Below are 15,802 nucleotides of genomic sequence, written 5' to 3'. Positions count from 1 at the left end.
GACCGGTGGGTGTGGCGAGGGTTGGTCCATGCGCATCGGATTGATCGGAACGGGTCGTATCGGGACATTTCATTCGGCGGCTCTTCAGCGACATCCCGAGGTGGATGCGCTGGTCGTCGCCGACGCGGACGTCGGGCGCGCGGCCGGGCTCGCGGCGCGGATCGGGGCGGCTTCCGCGGCGTCGGTGGACGACATCTTCACGGGGAGCGGGCGGTCGGGTCCCGTGGACGCCGTGGTGATCACGGCGGCGACCTCCGCGCATGCCGAGCTGATCGGCAAGGCGGCGCGGGCCGGGCTGCCGGTCTTCTGCGAGAAGCCCATCGCCCTCGATCTGCCGGGTACGCTCGCCGCGCTCGGGGAGGTCGAGGCCGCCGGGAGCGTGCTCCAGCTGGGGTTCCAGCGGCGGTTCGACGCGGGGTACGTGGCGGCGCGCGAGGCCGTGCGGTCGGGGCGGCTCGGGCGGCTGCACACGGTCCGCGCGATGACCTCCGACCCGGCGCCGCCCCCGGCCGCGTATCTCCCGCTCTCCGGCGGCCTCTACCGCGACTGCCTGGTCCACGACTTCGACATGGTCCGCTGGGTGACGGGGCGTGAGGTGACCGAGGTGTACGCGACGGGGTCGGACGCCGGGCCCGCGATGTTCCGCGAGGCGGACGACGTCGACACCGCCGCGGCCGTCCTCACCCTCGACGACGGCACGCTCGTCACGGCGACGGCCACGCGGTGCAACGGCGCGGGCTATGACGTACGGATGGAACTGGCGGGCGAGGACGACCAGATCGCGGTCGGCTTCGACGACCGCACGCCCCTGTCGTCCGCGGAGCCCGCCGGCCCACCACCGCCCGACAAGCCGTGGCCCGGCTTCCTGGAACGGTTCGCCCCCGCGTACGAGGCGGAACTCGCGGCGTTCGTCGACGTCGTACGCGGGGAACGGGCAAACCCGTGCGACGGCCGAGAAGCACTCCAGGCCCTACGAGTAGCCGAGGCCTGCGAACTGTCCCGCCGAGAACGACGTGCGGTACGGGTGGCGGAGGTCGCGGGGGGCTGACGGTGTGGGGGCGGGGGCTGGCTGCACTTATGCAGTACGCGGCACCGCCGTGCGCGGGTGGGCGGCAGATGCGGGGCTCGCAAGTCGCCGAAGGGCGGCCGCTCGGCGGAGGTGGTTACTCCACTCCGTCCAGCAACCCCGCATCATGCGCCAACAGCGCGATCTGCACCCGGTTGTTGAGGTCCAGCTTTGTCAGGATGCGGGAGACGTGGGCCTTGACCGTGGCCACGCTCAGGTAAAGCTCCGAGGCGATGTCCGCGTTCGACGCGCCGCGGCCCACCGCCACCGCCACCTCCCTCTCCCGCTCCCCGAGGAGCGCGAGCCGTTCCAACGCCCTTTCGCGGCGGCCCTGTTGCGGGTCCACCCCCGTCACCTGCGTGATCAGCTGCTGCGTCACCGTCGGGGAGAGCACCGGCTCACCCGCAGCGACCGCCCGTACCGCCGCGACGATCTCGGCGGGCGGAGTGTCCTTGAGGACGAAGCCTGCCGCGCCCGCGCGCAGCGCCCGCAGCACCTGGTCGTCGGCGTGGAAGGTCGTGAGGACGATGACCTCCGGCGCGTCGGGGCGCTTGCGCAGGGACTCCGTCGCCGCGAGGCCGTCCATCGTGGGCATGCGGATGTCCATCAGGACCACGTCCGGGCGCAGTTCGGCGACCAGCGGGGCCACATGGGTCCCGTCCGCCGCCTGGCCGACGATCTCGATGTCGTCCGCGCCGCCCATCATGAAGGACAGACCGGCGCGGACCAGCGGGTCGTCGTCGACGAGAAGCACGCGGATCGGGTTCATGGGACCACAGTAACGAGCACCGGCGGGCGGCCGATCACGGCTGCCGTCCAGGGCCGGGGCAGGATCGCCGTAGCAGAGAGGGGCTTCTGCGCGGTCTCTCCCGTACGACCTCCCCAACGACCTCACGCACTGCCTCCCGTACGGCCTCAAGCAGCCCTCCCCCGCTCACAGTTCGTCCCCGCGGCCGGACGGCACGTCCCACGGCAGCCACGCGTCGACGCGGAAGCCGCCGTCCCCCGCGGCCCCGTGCTCGATGCGCCCGCCCGCGAGCGTGGCCCGTTCCGTGAGGCCGATGAGCCCCTGGCCGGAACCGGGGACGGCGGGCACGTCGCCGGGCGGCGGCGGATTGCGTACCGACAGGGTCAGCCCTTGGCCGGGCGCGCCGGACACCAGGACGGTCACCTCGGCGCCCGGCGCGTGCTTGCGGGCGTTGGTCAGGCCCTCCTGGGCGATGCGGTAGGCGGTGCGGCCCACGGCGGCGGGCACGGCACCCGGATCGTCGACGCGATGGTCGAGCGCGACCTTCATGCCCGCGTCACGCGACTCGGCGACTAGGGTCTCCAGGGCGGAGAGGGTGGGCTGCGGGCGGCCGGACGCCTCGCCGTCACCGGCCCCGGCACTGCCCCCACCGCGCAGGACGCCGATCACCTCGCGCAGATCCTGCAGCGCTTCGTGCGAGCTCTCCCGGATGACACCGGCCGCGCGGACGATCTCCTCGCGGGGCGCGTCCGGGCGGAACTCCAGTGCGCCTGCGTGCACGCTGAGCAGGGTGAGGCGGTGGGCGAGCACGTCGTGCATCTCGCGGGCGATGGACTCGCGGGCCAGACGCTGGGCCTGTTCCGCACGGAGCACCGCCTCGTTCTCGGCCCGGATCGCCCGGTCGCGCAGGCTCAGCAGAAGCTGGCGGCGCGAGCGCACGAACATGCCCCAGCCGATGACGGAGGCGCTGAGCAGCACTCCGAAGAGAACGGCGACCGGGTAGGGCATCTCGGCATCGGGCCGCAGCCAGTAGATGAGCGGCATCACGGCGATCGACAGGCCGCCGATCCAGCCGACGTACCGGAAGGGGCGGTGCACCGCGAGGGTGAACAGGGCGATGGCAGCCGCGCCGCCCGCGGTGTCGGAGACCACGGTGACCGGCACCATGGCGATGGCGAGCCCGACCGGCCAGCGCCTGCGCAACCAGACGGCGGCGCAGGCGAGCGCGCCGATGACCTGGTCGGCCTCGGCGAAGCCGCGCGAGACATGCGGATTGCTGCCGACGGCGTCCGCGGCCACCATGCCGATGGCGACGGCCGAGAAGAAGCAGGCGAAGTCCACCAGCCAGTCACGCACGGTGCGCCGGGGCCTGCGCCTGCCCTTCTGCGGCCCGCGGTCGGGGTCGAACTCGGCGGCGAGGGCCGAGGGCAGCCCCCATCGACGCCCGGCCATGGGCGTCGAAGACACCGTGGGGGCCACAGGCCCGGACGGGACCGACGTGGGCTCATTGCCGCTCATGGTCGACAAATCTACGCACCGCCGAGGGCGTCGGCCGCTCCGCGGACGTGATCGTCTACCAAAGTCGCGCGACCTGAGACTTTCGGAGGGGCCGGCAGGAAGAAACCTCGCCCCGTGGCCGATGTGCGTGGGGAGTCCACGGGACGAGGCTCTTCGGCATGAAGCAGGTACTAGAGGTCTTCGGCGTCCTTTTCCTGATCCAGGGCGTGGCAGCCCTGGCGCACGAGCTGACCGGCAGCCTGAGCGGCTGGGGCGTCGTGCAGCGGATCGGGTTCCTCGACGGCTACGAGGTCTACGCGGGCGTCACGCTGGTCGTGCTCGCGCTCGCACTGTTCGCCGTCGCGGAGAGCCGGAAGGTCCGTTAGTACCGCCCGTACGGTGGTCCGTCGGTACCGCCGTACGGAGACGGGCTCAGCAGGCGTAGTCGACCAGGTCGAAGGACTCGTAGTGGTCGGCGGTGTAGTAGTCCTCCTTGTCCTTCTCACCGGTCACGATGCGGCGCGCGCCGCGGTCCGGTGAGCCGGGCGTGACCACGGTGTACTCGTGGTAGTAGCCGGAGCTCTGGGAGGGCAGGATGCCTTCCCTGTTCGAGAAGACGGTGTCGTCCTGCGGATACGGGTAGGGGCCGCCCGCCTCGATCAGGTCCAGGGTGTCGTGCGCCTGGTCGGGCAGCTTGGAGTAGCAGATGTCGCCGACGGCGGCGGCGGACGTGGCGGAGTACGTCGTCGAGACGGGGGCGTGGTGGTCGGGGACCGCGCTCGCGGATGCGGCTACGGGGCCGCCGACGAGCAGGGCGGCGGCGAGGGCGGTGACGCTCACGATTCGTGGGGGGATTCGCATGGGACCAGTGTGACGCGCGTAGAGGTTGTCGTGTCAACGTCAAGTGCAGTGAATTTTCCGGAAGTTAACCGGGCTTTACCGGACTTCACCGGTGCGCCGCCGTCAGTCTTCCCCGGCTGCCCCGCTCTTCACCCTCAGTCCTTCCCGGCCGCCCCGCTCTTCGCGGCGGCGATGCGGTGCTCGGCCATGTACTCACGCATACGCAGGCTGGTGGCCCCGCTGGTGTAGAGCACCGCGCCGCCCACCGACAGCGGAACCGAAAGACCCAGCCAGCCCAGCATCTCGGGCCACCGGCGCTCCGCGCGGCAGTCGTCCCACGTGGACTCCTGCCAGGTGGGGTCCTCACCCTCGTAGAACAGCATCGACTGGCACTTGCGGCTGCTGGAGGAGTCGTCGTCGCCGTCACTGAACGGCGCCATCAGCTGGTACGCGAGCACGGCCCAGATGATGCCCGCCACGAGGAGCAGCGCGCCGCCCCAGCCACGGCGCCGCTGGGCGCTCGTGGCGAAGTCCTGCTCGAAGTGTTCACTCATGGGCTCCCCCTGTTCGACCGACCTCGGAACGTATCACCGCGCCCCGCGCCCCCAGCTGGTCCCCACCACCACAAGGACACCTCCCACCAGGCCCACCACGCCCAGCCGTTCCCCGCCCACCGCGATGCCCACGGCGGCCGCCCACAGCGGCTCCGTGCCGAGCAGCAGGCTCACCCGTGAGGGAGACGTCCTGCGCACCGCCCACATCTGCACGAAGAAGGCGAAGAGCGTGCAGAACACGGAGAGGAAGAGCAGCCCGGCCCACTCGCGCGCACCGAAGTCCGCGGCGACCGACCAGGGCGAAGCCCCCGTCCCTGCCGCGGCGAGCACCGCGAACACCGCGACCGCCGAGCCCAGTTGGACGGTGGTGAGCGACAGCGAGTCCGCGTCCTTGACCGCCTTGATCCGCGACATCGCCAGGACGTGCACCGTGCGCGCGAGGGCCGCCAGGAGGATCAGCCCGTCGCCCGCCGACGGCCGGGTGAATCCGCCGCCCTGGGTCAGCAGGACCACGCCGAGCACGGAGAGTCCGGCCGCCGCGAGGAAGGCGCGCGGCGGCCGCTTCCGTGTCACCGCGGCCTCCGCGAACGGCGTGAAGATCATGGTGAGGCTGATGATGAGGCCCGCGTTGGTCGCCGAGGTGCGGACGACCCCGTACGTCTCCAGGAGGAAGATCCCGCTCAGGATCAGCCCGAGAGTCGCCGCTCCGCGCCACTGCGGCGCGGTCAGTGCGCGCAGGCCGCGCCACCCCGCGACCATGAGCGCGGGCAGCACGACGGCGAACCGCAGCACCAGGACGGCGATGACGGTGTGCGTCGTCGTGATGCCCTTGGCCGCCAGATAGCTGGCGCCCCAGACGACGGCCACGAGCAGGACGGGCAGATCGGTGAGCCAGGCGCGGCGCACTGCGGGCGCGGCGGGGGCGGCGAGCGTCGACACGGGGCGCGGTCTCCAACGGATGCGGGGGTGTGGAGACTTCGGCGGCTCTCACGTGGGTCGATCACCGTATCCGGCGCGGATCACGCCGGGAAGGCGGTGTCCATTTCCCGCCAGCCACACGAGGCGCCGCCCGCTTTCATTGAACCCATAAGCACTTCTCAGGCATTGCACGCCTATCCACACAAATGGAGTTCGCACATGTCTACTCTGACCGGCACGCAGACCGGCAAGCTCACCGGCAAGACCGCCCTGGTCACCGGCGGCAGCCGCGGCATCGGCGCGGCCATCGCCCTGCGGCTCGCGCAGGAAGGCGCCGATGTGGCCATCACGTACGTCAACGGCGAGGATGCCGCTCGTGAGGTCGTCGCCAAGATCGAGGCGGCGGGGCGGCGCGGCTTCGCCATCCGGGCGGACGCGGCCGACGCGGGCGACGCGGCGGGCGCGGTGGAGCGCGCGGCGGACGATCTGGGCCGCCTGGACATCCTGGTGAACAACGCGGGCATCGGCGTCCTCGGCCCCATCGGGGACCTGGCGCTCTCGGACGTCGACCGGGTGCTCGCCGTCAACGTGCGTTCGGTCTTCCTGGCCTCGCAGGCCGCGGCCGGGAGGATGGCCGACGGGGGCCGGATCATCTCCACCGGTTCGGGCCTCGCGCGCTACGCGGGCGGCCCCGGCGGGACGCTGTACGCGCTGAGCAAGGCGGCGCTCGTCGGCATGACCAAGCCGCTGGCCCGCGAGCTCGCCGGGCGCGGGATCACCGTGAACGTCGTGCACCCGGGGGCGATCGACACGGACATGAACCCGGCCGACGGCCCGTTCGCCGAGCCGCAGAGGGCCGCGACGGCGCTCGCCCGCTTCGGCACGGCCGACGAGGTGGCCTCGCTCGTCTCCTATCTGGCCGGAGACGACGCCGCGTTCGTCACGGGCACGGAGCTGGTGGTAGACGGCGGGTACGGCGCCTGAGCCGTGCGGGCATGGTGAGGCGGGCATGGTGATGGGGCGCACCGGGTCTTTCCACCCGGTGCGCCCCACGTCTTTCGGCGGGCCGTCAGCGGTAGCTGATCAGCCGCCCAGCTCCTGGTGACGCGCCGCGAGGCGGCTCGCGCCCGCCTCGGTCAGCGAACCGAAGAGGTGCAGGCGTGAGATGCCGCCGTCCGGGAAGATGTCGATGCGCACGTGCGTGCCGACGACCGGGGCGTCCAGGACGAAGCGGTGGTTGGTGTCGGGCTGCAGGCGGGTGCGGGGCAGCGCCTCGACCCACTCGCCGTCCTCGCCGTCGCGGACCGAAAGGGCGGCCCAGCCCGCCGAGTTGCCCTTGAGGTAGGCGGTGTCGATCTCCACGGAGCGGATCTCGGACTGGCCCACCAGCTGGTAGCGGATCCAGTCGTTGCCGTTGTCGCGGCGCCGGCGGGTCTCCCAGCCGTCGTCCATCTTGCGGGAGCGGCCCGGCTGGATGGTGTTGGTGGCCGGGGAGTAGAAGCGGTCGGAGGCGTCCTCGACCTGGCCGCCGTTCTCCAGGGCGACCACGTCGAACGTGCCGAGCGCGGCGAGCCACTTGGGGTCGGCGACGACCTCGCCGTAGACGCGCAGGCGCGCGACGCCGCCGTCCGGGTGCTGGTTGACGCGCAGGTGCGTGAAGCGCTGCTCCAGGTCGACGGCGAAGCCGTTGGCCGCGTGGCCGCCGACCGCCGTGCGCGGTACGAGGGTCGTCCACTTCACGTCGTCCGCGAGGAGCTCCTCGGGGGTCGGCGAACCGTCGATGCTCGTGCCCTCGACGGACACGGCCTGCGGGTAGTTGCCGCGGAAGTGGGCGGTGTCGATGACGATGCCGCGGACGACGCCGGGGGCGCCCAGGCGTACGAGGGCCCAGTCGTGGTCGTCGGCGGTGGGCCACGGGTGCTCGCCGGAGACACCGCGGCGGCGGCGGGTCTCCCAGCCGTCCATGACCTTGCCCTTGTGCCCGAAGTGCTCCGGGTCGAAGACGGCGGGGTGCGCGAGGAGGAGGTTCTCGCGCATCGCGAAGAACTCGTCGTTGGCGGCGATCACACCGGCGCCGAGCTGCCGGTCGGCGAGGTTGGCGTACTGGGTGAAGGGGAAGTCGGCGGTGCGGTAGTCCGCGTACGGGTCGCCGCCGCCGTAGGGGCTCGCGTCGCCGGTGAAAGAAGGTATCGCCGTCACGGTGATCAGTTGTTCCTTTCCAGAAGTCGGCCTGCGGGTTCGCTGAACTCGCCGCCGTGCAGGATGCGTTCGCCGCGCAGCCAGGTGGACTTCACGACGCCGCTGAGGGTCTTGCCCGCGTACGCCGTGACTCGGTTCCGGTGCTGCAGCTCCGCGGGGTCCACGGTGAAGGTCTCGTCGGGCGCGAGGACCGCGAAGTCGGCGTCGCGGCCGGCCTCGATGGCGCCCTTCTGGTCGAGTCCGACCAGTTCGGAGGTGCGCGTCGACATCCAGCGCACCACGTCCTCGAGGCTGTGGCCGCGCTTACGGGCCTCGGTCCAGATCGCGGGGAGGCTGAGCTGGAGCCCGGAGATGCCGCCCCACGCGGTCGCGAAGTCGTCGGTCTTGAGGTCTGCGGTGGACGGGGAGTGGTCCGTCACGATGCAGTCGATGGTGCCGTCGGCGAGCGCGTCCCAGAGCAGGTCCTGGTTGGCGGCCTCGCGGATGGGCGGGCAGCACTTGAACTCGCTCGCGCCGTCCGGGACTTCCTCCGCGGTGAGCGTGAGGTAGTGCGGGCACGTCTCGACGGTGAGCTTGACGCCCTCGCGCTTGGCGGCGGCGATCAGGGGCAGCGCGTTCGACGACGACAGGTGCAGTACGTGGACGCGGGCGCCGAGCCGCTTGGCGAGCCCGATGAGGCCCTCGATCGCGGCGTCCTCGGAGACGCGCGGCCGGGTGTCCAGGTAGTCCGTGTACTTGGGGCCGCTCTTGTGGGGGGCCGCGTCCAGCTCGTGCGGGTCCTCGGCGTGCACGATGAGCAGGCCGCCGAAGCCGGCGATCTCCGCCATGGAGGTGGCGAGGCGGTCCTGGTCCAGGTGGGGGAACTCGTCCACGCCGGACGGCGAGAGGAAGCACTTGAAGCCGTAGACACCGGCGTCGTGCAGGGGCCCCAGGTCGCCGACGTTGTCGGGCAGGGCGCCGCCCCAGAAGCCGACGTCGATGTGCGCCTTGGTGCGGGCCACTTCCTGCTTCGTGCGCAGGTTGTCGACGGTGGTGGTCGGCGGGAGGGAGTTGAGCGGCATGTCGACGAGGGTGGTGATGCCACCGGCGGCCGCGGCGCGGGTGGCGGTCCAGAAGCCCTCCCACTCCGTGCGGCCGGGGTCGTTGACATGGACGTGCGTGTCGACGATGCCGGGCAGCAGGACGTCGTCGCCCAGATCCTCGATCCTGGCCTCCGCCGGTACGTCGGCGTCGTACGCCAGTACGGCCGCGATCTTCCCCCCGGAGACCGTGACCGAGGCGGCGCGGGTCCCCTGCGGGGTGATCACGCGAGTCGAGCGCAGCACCAGTTCTACGTCCACGTCCTCAACGCCCTCTCTTCGCTGTTGCCCGTCTGTTCGACGGCCTGTTCGCTGTCGCTTGTGTATTCGTTCTTTTCCGCTACACAGACCATTCGATTCCGCTAAACGGAATTCAACGTTCTGTTGAATGAGTCTTCACGGCCGACCGCGAGCCGTCAAGAGGCTCCCCGTCACACTCTGGACGTTTCCACAAAGTGGAATTAGAATTCCACCAGCCAGAACGTAGCTACGCACAATCGGGCCGTCAAACGATCACCGGGCGTGGCGGCGGAGAAGCGGACAAAGGCGCCCCGACCGGTCCCCGACCGGCCCTGACCGGTAGGGACGCCGGGGCCGCCCCAAGACCCGGCCGGGAACCGCCCGGTAGGCTGCTGCCTTGCCCGTCAGCCCCGAAAGGACTGCGCCGTGCCGACGTCAAGCGCCAGCGACGCCTCCACCGAAGTCGCCGCCTCCAAGCCGACCGCCGCCAGCGGTGGTGTCCAGTCCCTTGAGCGCGCCTTCGATCTCCTCGAACGGATGGCGGACGCCGGAGGCGAGGTCGGCCTGAGCGAGCTCTCCGCCAGCAGCGGCCTGCCGCTGCCCACGATCCACCGCCTGATGCGCACGCTGGTCGCCTGCGGTTACGTACGTCAGCAGCCCAACCGCCGCTATTCGCTCGGCCCGCGCCTGATCCGGCTCGGCGAATCGGCTTCGCGCCTTCTGGGCACCTGGGCGCGCCCCTATCTCGCGCGCCTGGTCGAGGAGACCGGCGAGACCGCGAACATGGCGCTGCTCGACGGGGACGAGATCGTGTACGTCGCGCAGGTGCCGTCCAAGCACTCCATGCGGATGTTCACCGAGGTGGGCCGCCGGGTCCTGCCGCACTCCACGGGCGTCGGCAAGGCCCTCCTCGCCCACACCCCTCCGGAGGAGGTACGGGCCCTGCTCTCGCGCACCGGGATGCCCGCGGCCACGGAGAAGACGATCACCACGCCGGAGGGTTTCCTCGACGCGCTCGAAGAGGTCCGCAGCGCGGGCTTCGCGGTCGACGACAACGAACAGGAGATCGGGGTGCGCTGCCTGGCGGTGTCGGTCCCCAACTCCCCCACGGCGGCCGCCATTTCGATCTCCGGCCCGGCGGGCCGTGTGACGGAGGCCGCGGTGGAGAAGATCGTGCCGGTGCTGCAGGAGGTGGCCGTGGAACTCTCCGCCGCCCTGGCCAGCTCGGGCTCCCCCGCGTAGTCCTGCCGGACGGGCCGGACACCCCGGCTCGTCCCGCGGCTAACTCCTGCCGCCCCTGATCAGGCCCCGCGCCGTCGCCGCGGCCACCGCCGCCGTACGGGAGTCCACGCCCAACTTCGCGTAGATGTGCACCAGATGTGACTTCACGGTGGCCTGGCTCAGGAAGAGCCGCTTGCTGACCTCCTGGTTGGACAGGCCGTCGCGGACCAGCCTCAGCACCTCCAGCTCCCGCCCGGTCAGCGCCTCCCCCGGCGCCCGCATCCGGTCCATCAGGCGGTGCGCGATCGCGGGGGCGAGCGCGGACTGCCCCGCGGCGGCGGTCCGTACGGCCGCGGCGAGCTCCTCCGGGGGCGCGTCCTTCAGGAGGTATCCGGCCGCGCCCGCCTCGACCGCGGCGAGGATGTCGGCGTCCGTGTCGTACGTCGTCAGGACGAGCACCCGGGGCGCCCCCGGCACGGCGGCGATCTCGGCCGTGGCCTGCGCCCCGTGCATCCCCGTCCCGAACTGCAGATCCATCAGTACGACGTCGAACGCGCCGGTCGCGGCGAGCGACACCGCGGCCTCGGCCGTCGCCGCCTCCCCCGCCACGGCGAAGCCGGGCTCGGTGTCGAGCACCGCGCGCAGCCCGGCGCGCACGACGGGGTGATCATCGGCGAGGAGCAGCCTGATGGGGGCAGCCGCTTCGGCACTCATGTCGCGGCTCCCCTCGGCAGCGGCAGCGTGACCGCGACGGCCGTTCCCTGCCCGGGCGCCGACTCCACGCTCAGCGTCCCGCCGAGCGAGCGGGCCCGCGCCCGCATGGCGGGCAGTCCGAATCCCCCGCCGTCCGCGGACGTGGTGGAGGCCGGATCGAAGCCCCGCCCGTCGTCGACCACGTCCAGGGACACCGACGTGTCCATGAAGCTGAGGGTGATCTCCGCGCGCCCGGCGTCCGCGTGCCGCACGGTGTTCGCGAGGGCGGACTGCGCGGTGCGGAGCAGGGCGACCTCGTACGGCGTCGGCAGCTCCACGGGCTTGCCGCTCACCGTGAACTGGACCTCGACGTGCGCGCCGTCCGAGCCCGGTGACGCGGACGCCGAGAGCCGTTCGAGGGCTCCGGCCAGCGAGCCGCGTTCCAGGTCGGGCGGGCTGAGGGCGCGCACGAAGCGCCGGGCCTCCGCGAGGTTGTCCTGCGCGGCGGCGCGGGCCTGCTCGATGTGCGGGGCGGCGGTAGATCCGGCGGGCAGCGCGCGTTGAGCTGCGCGCAGCAGCAGCTGGATGGAGGAGAGGCCCTGCGCGAGCGTGTCGTGGATCTCGCTGGCGAGGCGCTCGCGCTCGGCGAGGGTCCCCGCGGTCCGCTCGGCGGCGGCGAGCTCGGCACGCGTGGCCACCAGCTCGTCGATCAGCTCACGGCGCCGCTCGCTCTCCCGGTACAGCGCCTCGTACCCGAGAACAGTGGCGACCGCCACGGCCGCGCCGAGCAGCGGCCCGATGAAGCTGCCGGGCGTGACGGGCGAGCCGTGCAGCAGGAAGCCGGCGATGGCGGCGGCGGCGGTCAGCGCGACGGCGGGCAGCGCCCAGCGCACCGGCAGCAGATGCAGTTGCAGGAAGTACAGCGGGAAGGCCGTCCACAGCCCGGCCGGCGACAGGACGAGCAGCACCGCCCAGCAGACTCCGAGCGCCACGAGCCACATCGCGGCGGCACGCTGCGACCGGGCGACGGCGGGGCTGAGCACACCCGCCGCGTACACGCCTCCCATGACGAGCACGACCGCCACCACGGCACCGGCGTCCGACCCGCCGCCGGTCACCGCCCGCACGACGACGAGCGCGAGCAGCCCGGCGAGCAGCGCGTGCAGACAGAGCCGCAGGACGAGGTCGACGGGGGTGGTCCGGGACGGGTGCGGGGGCGCGGCGGGGTGCGGGGAGCCGGGCTCGGGCCGGGGCGCGGGCGGAGGGTCGGTGAGGGTGGTCATCGGACCTTCCAGCGTAGGCGCAGCCGCCCCCGCTTCCCTCAACCGAAAGGTTGATCGTGGGCTACCCCCTTCGATTCGGGTGAAGCGTGCTGTGGCGCGATGCCGCGGGGGCGTGCGCGGACAGAGGGTGGGGGCATGTTCGTCGCATGGAGAGACCTTCGGTTCGCCAAGGGGCGGTTCGCCCTGATGGGAGCCGTCGTCGTGCTCATCACTCTGCTCGTGGGGCTCCTTTCGGGACTCACGGCCGGGCTCGCGAGGGAGAACACCTCCGCGATCACCGGCCTGCCCGCGGACCATCTCGCCTTCGCCGCCCCGCCGCCCGGCCAGTCCGCCTCCTTCACCAGTTCGCAGGTGGAGCAGCGCGCCTGGGAGACCTGGGCGGACCGGCCCGGCGTACGGTCCGCCGAGCCCATCGGCATCAGCACCCTCAACGCCACCGCCGGTGACCGCTCGGCCGCCGTGTCCGCCTTCGGCGTGGAGCCGGACTCCGGGATCGCGCCGCAGGGCGTCACGCCGGGCGAGGCCGTGCTCTCCGAGAAGGCCGCGGCGGACCTCGGCGTCGGCGCCGGTGACACGGTCCGGCTCGGCGGGAGCGGGGTCGAGGAGCGGGTGGCGCGGGTCGCGTCGGACGCCTCGTACAGCCACACCCCCGTCGTGTGGACCGCGCTCGACGACTGGCAGGGCCTCGGGCACCGGGGCACGTCGAAGGACGATCAAGCCACGGTCATCGCGCTGCGGACCGGCGGCGACGTCGATCTCGCCGCCGGTGACAAGGCGGCGGGCACGGAGACCCGATCGCTCGACGGCGCGCTGACGGCCATCGGCTCCTACCAGGCGGAGAACGGTTCGCTTCAGCTCATGCGCGGATTCCTCTTCGTCATCTCCGCGCTCGTCATAGGGGCGTTCTTCACGGTGTGGACGATTCAGCGCGCCGGTGACATCGCGGTCCTCAAGGCCCTTGGCGCGTCCACTCCGTACCTGCTCAGGGACGCGCTCGGGCAGGCCGTGCTGATGCTCGCCGCAGGGACCGCCCTGGGGACGGGGATCGCGGCGGCGGTCGGTTCCGCGATCAGCGGCGGCGACGTGCCCTTCGTCCTCGATCTTCAGACCGTTCTGTGGCCCGCCGCCGTGATGGTCGCCCTCGGGGCGCTCGGCGCGGGCCTGTCCGTCCGGAGGATCACCGCCGTGGATCCACTGACCGCACTGGGGAGTGCCCGATGAGTCTGACCCTCGACGACATCACACTGACGTACGCGGACGGGGAGGGGCGCCTCACGGCACTCGACGGGGTCGGGCTCGACGTCCCCGCAGGGACGCTGACGGCGATCGTCGGCCCGTCCGGCTCCGGGAAGTCCAGCCTGCTCGCGGTGGCGGCGACCCTGGTGACGCCCGACGAGGGCCGGGTGGTCGTCGACGGCACGGAAACGGGGGCGCTGTCGGCCGCCGAGCGAGCTGAGCTGCGGCGGCGCCGGATGGGGATCGTCTTCCAGCAGCCGAATCTCCTCGCGTCCCTGACCGCGCTCGAACAGGTGGAGCTGATGGCGCGCATCGACGGCCGCGGACGCTCGGGCGAGGCCAGGGAGCGGGCGCGTGACCTGCTGGCCACGGTGGGCCTGGCCGACCTCGCCCACCGGCGCCCGCATCAGCTGTCGGGCGGCCAGCGCCAGCGGATCGGCATCGCCAGGGCGCTGATGAACTCCCCCGCGGTACTCCTGGTCGACGAGCCGACGAGCGCCCTGGATCACGAACGGGGCGCGGCGGTACTCGATCTCCTCGGCCGCCTCACACGGGAGTGGCAGACGGCAACGGTCCTGGTCACCCACGACCACGCACATCTGACGATCGCGGACCGGGTGGTGGAACTGGTGGACGGAAGAGTGGGCACCACGACGGGGGCAGCCAGCCCGTCCGGCGCTTGATATTTCAGCCCGTCCGGCGTGTGAGGACGAACTCGGCGGAGCCGGTGATCAACGGCGCGCAGGGGCTTTCCAGCCCGTCCGGCGTTCGAGGACGAACTCGGCGAAGCCGGTGACGGCGCGCAGAGGCTTTCCAGCCCGTCCGGCGTTCGAGGACGAACTCGGCGAAGCCGGTGACGGCGCGCAGAGGCTTTCCAGCCCGTCCGGCGCTTGAGGACGAACTCGGCGAAGCCGGTGATTCAGGGCCGCTCAAGGCCAGGGGCCCCGAAAAGCTCCACCGCTCCCCGAACAGCAGCAAGCCCCGCGCCCAGCGCGCTGACGGAACCGATCGCCCCCGCGACAAGCAGCAGCGACCGCCGCAACCTCCGCACCTCCGGCGCCCCGCTCAGCGCCATCGCGGCCAGCGCCGCAAGCTCGTCCTCGGCGATGCCCCGGTCGGGGAACTCGACCGGGTGCGCGGCGAGCTCACGGCGCAGCCGCGACACCGCGGCGCCCAGCTCCGCGACTCGCGGGTCCTCATCACTGCCGGCCACTAGCCTCTGCCCCACACTCCGCAACACAGCTCTCCCCCTCGCACGACGACGCGCGCACGTTCTCGTCCAGCTCATCCAGCGCATCCAGCTCAACCGGCACATCCGCCTGTCCGGATCCCGCCGTCCCCGTACGGCGTTGGTCAGACACCAGAGGGACGCGGGTCAGTAAACGCCACGGGAAGCGGGACGCGCCACTTTGTGGCCGGAACACACCGCCTCGATCGCGCGAGGCCCCTCCGCCTTTCGCGGCCGGGCGCACCCGGTGCGGTATGCAGGAGGCATGACGAACCCGATGATCGCCGGACTCCTCCTCGCCGCGGGCGGCGGGCGACGCCTCGGCGGCCGGCCCAAGGCCCTGCTCGACCACCAGGGGCGGCCCCTCGTCGAGCACGCGGTCCGCGTCCTGCGCGAGGGCGGCTGCACGCGCGTGCACGTGGTGCTCGGCGCGGACGCCGACGTCGTACGCGAGAAGGCCTCGCTGCCCGGCTGCGTCCTGATCGACAACCCCGAGTGGGCCGAGGGAATGGGTTCGTCGCTGCGGGCGGGCCTCGCCTCCCTGCGCGGCACCGACGCGAGCGCCGCACTCGTCTCGCTCGTCGATCAGCCGGGCATCGGCCCGGACGCGATAGCCCGCGTGTACGCGGCCCACCGCTCCCCCGCCACCCTCGCGGCCGCCGCGTACGAAGGGGAGCGCGGCCATCCGGTGCTCTTCGGCGCGGACCACTGGGCGGGCATCGCGGCGAGCGCGGTGGGCGATCGCGGGGCGCGCGCCTATCTGAAGGAACACGCCGACGACATAGCGCTCGTCGAGTGCGGCGACATCGCCCGGGCATACGACATCGACACGCCCGCCGACCTGATCCACCTTGAGTGACCGGCATGGCACTCAGCGACACGTTCTGTCGATGAGAAGAATCTCGACGTCAACAGACGATTGAACTTCCACTATGAGGAAACTAGTATCCACTGTTCAGAAGCACCCGTTCCCTCAAGTGGGGCCCACGGCCGTATCTCG

The 15,802-nt window shown here is 72.1% G+C and carries 17 protein-coding genes; 7 read left to right on the top strand and 10 right to left on the bottom strand.

Annotated features, from left to right (window positions below):
• Window positions 1-28: 28 nt before the first annotated feature.
• Window positions 29-1,048: a Gfo/Idh/MocA family oxidoreductase gene (locus ABZ906_RS02515; protein ID WP_361376439.1), complete on the top strand. Its 1,020-nt coding sequence runs from the start codon at window positions 29-31 to the stop codon at window positions 1,046-1,048.
• 115 nt (window positions 1,049-1,163) lie between these two features.
• Here ABZ906_RS02515 and ABZ906_RS02510 read toward each other — a convergent pair whose 3' ends face one another.
• The gene (locus ABZ906_RS02510; protein ID WP_361193162.1) at window positions 1,164-1,835 is read right to left on the bottom strand and encodes a response regulator transcription factor; all 672 of its coding nucleotides are present in this window, start codon (window positions 1,833-1,835) and stop codon (window positions 1,164-1,166) included.
• Between the two features lie 165 nt (window positions 1,836-2,000).
• Window positions 2,001-3,266 (bottom strand): histidine kinase, encoded by a 1,266-nt coding sequence (locus ABZ906_RS02505; RefSeq protein WP_361378010.1) that lies wholly within the window; start codon window positions 3,264-3,266, stop codon window positions 2,001-2,003.
• Window positions 3,267-3,490: 224 nt separating this feature from the next.
• Between ABZ906_RS02505 and ABZ906_RS02500 the strand changes: the two genes are divergently transcribed.
• A complete protein-coding gene (locus ABZ906_RS02500) occupies window positions 3,491-3,697 on the top strand; it encodes a hypothetical protein (protein ID WP_361193158.1) in 207 nt (68 codons plus the stop codon).
• Window positions 3,698-3,743: 46 nt separating this feature from the next.
• Here the strand turns inward: ABZ906_RS02500 and ABZ906_RS02495 are convergent, their stop codons facing one another.
• The 3 genes from ABZ906_RS02495 to ABZ906_RS02485 form a co-directional block, all read right to left on the bottom strand.
• On the bottom strand, window positions 3,744-4,172 hold the full coding sequence (locus ABZ906_RS02495) for a ribonuclease domain-containing protein (RefSeq protein ID WP_361193155.1): 429 nt from the start codon (window positions 4,170-4,172) through the stop codon (window positions 3,744-3,746).
• A 134-nt stretch (window positions 4,173-4,306) separates the two neighbouring features.
• A complete protein-coding gene (locus ABZ906_RS02490; RefSeq protein ID WP_361376436.1) occupies window positions 4,307-4,705 on the bottom strand; it encodes a hypothetical protein in 399 nt (132 codons plus the stop codon).
• Between the two features lie 33 nt (window positions 4,706-4,738).
• Window positions 4,739-5,644, bottom strand: coding sequence for a DMT family transporter (locus tag ABZ906_RS02485; protein WP_361376433.1), 906 nt, complete (start codon window positions 5,642-5,644; stop codon window positions 4,739-4,741).
• 198 nt (window positions 5,645-5,842) lie between these two features.
• Here ABZ906_RS02485 and ABZ906_RS02480 point away from each other — a divergent pair, with 198 nt between their 5' ends.
• Window positions 5,843-6,607, top strand: a complete 765-nt coding sequence (locus tag ABZ906_RS02480; protein WP_361193148.1) for an SDR family oxidoreductase — start codon at window positions 5,843-5,845, stop codon at window positions 6,605-6,607.
• A gap of 99 nt (window positions 6,608-6,706) precedes the next feature.
• On the opposite strand, the gene alc is transcribed toward ABZ906_RS02480, so the two are convergent.
• On the bottom strand, window positions 6,707-7,822 hold the full coding sequence (gene alc, locus ABZ906_RS02475; RefSeq protein WP_361376430.1) for an allantoicase: 1,116 nt from the start codon (window positions 7,820-7,822) through the stop codon (window positions 6,707-6,709).
• 5 nt (window positions 7,823-7,827) lie between these two features.
• Entirely contained in the window at window positions 7,828-9,162 is a 1,335-nt protein-coding gene (allB, locus tag ABZ906_RS02470; protein ID WP_361376427.1) for an allantoinase AllB, read from the bottom strand.
• A 405-nt stretch (window positions 9,163-9,567) separates the two neighbouring features.
• Between allB and ABZ906_RS02465 the strand changes: the two genes are divergently transcribed.
• Window positions 9,568-10,383 carry an IclR family transcriptional regulator gene (locus ABZ906_RS02465; protein ID WP_361193140.1) on the top strand — a complete coding sequence of 272 codons (816 nt, stop codon included), beginning with the start codon at window positions 9,568-9,570 and terminating at the stop codon, window positions 10,381-10,383.
• A gap of 39 nt (window positions 10,384-10,422) precedes the next feature.
• Here the strand turns inward: ABZ906_RS02465 and ABZ906_RS02460 are convergent, their stop codons facing one another.
• Both ABZ906_RS02460 and ABZ906_RS02455 read right to left on the bottom strand, forming a co-directional pair.
• The gene (locus ABZ906_RS02460) at window positions 10,423-11,076 is read right to left on the bottom strand and encodes a response regulator transcription factor (protein ID WP_361193138.1); all 654 of its coding nucleotides are present in this window, start codon (window positions 11,074-11,076) and stop codon (window positions 10,423-10,425) included.
• Entirely contained in the window at window positions 11,073-12,338 is a 1,266-nt protein-coding gene (locus ABZ906_RS02455) for a sensor histidine kinase (protein ID WP_361376424.1), read from the bottom strand. The genes ABZ906_RS02460 and ABZ906_RS02455 overlap by 4 nt, the downstream gene beginning before the upstream one ends.
• A 135-nt stretch (window positions 12,339-12,473) precedes the next feature.
• Here ABZ906_RS02455 and ABZ906_RS02450 point away from each other — a divergent pair, with 135 nt between their 5' ends.
• Both ABZ906_RS02450 and ABZ906_RS02445 read left to right on the top strand, forming a co-directional pair.
• A complete protein-coding gene (locus ABZ906_RS02450) occupies window positions 12,474-13,559 on the top strand; it encodes an FtsX-like permease family protein (protein ID WP_361376421.1) in 1,086 nt (361 codons plus the stop codon).
• Window positions 13,556-14,257 (top strand): ABC transporter ATP-binding protein, encoded by a 702-nt coding sequence (locus ABZ906_RS02445; RefSeq protein ID WP_361376418.1) that lies wholly within the window; start codon window positions 13,556-13,558, stop codon window positions 14,255-14,257. The genes ABZ906_RS02450 and ABZ906_RS02445 overlap by 4 nt, the downstream gene beginning before the upstream one ends.
• Before the next feature lie 236 nt (window positions 14,258-14,493).
• On the opposite strand, the gene ABZ906_RS02440 is transcribed toward ABZ906_RS02445, so the two are convergent.
• A complete protein-coding gene (locus tag ABZ906_RS02440) occupies window positions 14,494-14,814 on the bottom strand; it encodes a DUF5955 family protein (protein WP_361193129.1) in 321 nt (106 codons plus the stop codon).
• A gap of 253 nt (window positions 14,815-15,067) precedes the next feature.
• Here ABZ906_RS02440 and ABZ906_RS02435 point away from each other — a divergent pair, with 253 nt between their 5' ends.
• The gene (locus ABZ906_RS02435) at window positions 15,068-15,661 is read left to right on the top strand and encodes a nucleotidyltransferase family protein (RefSeq protein WP_361376416.1); all 594 of its coding nucleotides are present in this window, start codon (window positions 15,068-15,070) and stop codon (window positions 15,659-15,661) included.
• Window positions 15,662-15,802: the final 141 nt, after the last annotated feature.

The sequence above is a fragment of the Streptomyces sp. NPDC046925 genome (assembly GCF_040644915.1).
Classification (GTDB): Bacteria; Actinomycetota; Actinomycetes; order Streptomycetales; family Streptomycetaceae; genus Streptomyces.
Note: the sequence above shows the minus strand (reverse complement) of the source record. Positions and strands in the feature narration are given on the sequence as shown.